Raw genomic sequence first — 974 nt, 5'->3', positions numbered from 1 at the left:
GTTTGACAGGTTCCGGCTTGGTCGTTGCCGCTTCCTTGGCTGGCCGAGAAGGCTCCGTTGGCGGCGACGGCTTGGGCGGCGTTGCCGGCTGTGGTTTGGCCGGTTGCGGGCTGGGCACCAGTGCAACGTTTATTGCCGCCGGGTCCTTGTCCAGCGCGCTGCCGGCCACGTTGCTGCCCGACTGTTCACTACCTTCCGGCTGCTCGGCGTCCTGGAAACTGGAAATCCCCGTAGGGGAGATCAGAAAGGCCGCCGCCACCGCGACATGGAGCAGGCAGGAGACGACGATCGCCGCCGTCCATTTGCGGCTCCAGGCCGATGGCCGCGGCAGCGCGAGCGGCTCGGTTGGCTCTATGGTCAGCTCGGCGCCGGCCTCGGGGAGGGGATTGATGTCCTGCATGTCTCGCCGCGAGACCTGCAGCGACAAGAGTAGAGTTGTCAAATCAAGATCGTTCGCCGGCAGTCTGCTATCGCCGGCCAGAGGCTGCACTACGGTGTTTCGCGGGAATGCATGATGCAGCCCCACCTCAGACTCCGAAAGCGATCCCGGTCTTGGTGTCCGTCTTCAGCTTTCGCATGCAGGCGTTCGGTTCGACGCCGGTACCGGTGCATTCGGTCGCGCTGTTGATCAGCACGCGGCTGACTTTCGAGCACTCGGTGCCGGCCAGATCGAAACGCGTCACCTTGGTCTTGCCTGCCGGCAATTCCTTGAAGTCGAGCACGGTCAGCCGGTCGACGACGCCGGCCTCGTTGAACAGGGCGATCTCGAACGCCGCCTTGGACAGGTCGGCGCCGAGATTGTTGTTGACCACGAACGTCAGGCGGCAACCCTTGTCGGAAGGTTGCGCACCGTTGAGTTCAAGGGTCAGCGCAGGGACCGGCGCGGACTCTTGTGCCCATGCCGGAACCATCGCAAGCGACATCGCCAGCATCGAGGTCAGCAGACGAAGGGATGTCATCAAGCTCGTCATGGT

The 974-nt window shown here is 63.8% G+C and carries 1 protein-coding gene and 1 pseudogene; both read right to left on the bottom strand.

Annotated features, from left to right (window positions below):
* Positions 1 to 442, bottom strand: a pseudogene (locus EN906_RS35440) (energy transducer TonB); the annotation flags it as partial.
* Positions 443 to 527: 85 nt separating this feature from the next.
* On the bottom strand, positions 528 to 971 hold the full coding sequence (locus EN906_RS35435; protein WP_023812248.1) for a hypothetical protein: 444 nt from the start codon (positions 969 to 971) through the stop codon (positions 528 to 530).
* Between the last annotated feature and the right edge of the window lie 3 nt (positions 972 to 974).

This window comes from Mesorhizobium sp. M7A.F.Ca.CA.004.06.1.1, from assembly GCF_003999135.1.
In the GTDB taxonomy this organism is placed as follows: domain Bacteria; phylum Pseudomonadota; class Alphaproteobacteria; order Rhizobiales; family Rhizobiaceae; genus Mesorhizobium.
The sequence above is the reverse complement of the archived record's forward strand: the minus strand, read 5'-3'. Positions and strand labels throughout refer to the sequence as shown.

Bases quoted from the DNA above. Each gene is read 5' to 3' on its own strand.
- EN906_RS35435 (WP_023812248.1), bottom strand. From the start codon at position 971: ATGACGAGCTTGATGACATCCCTTCGTCTGCTGACCTCGATGCTGGCG.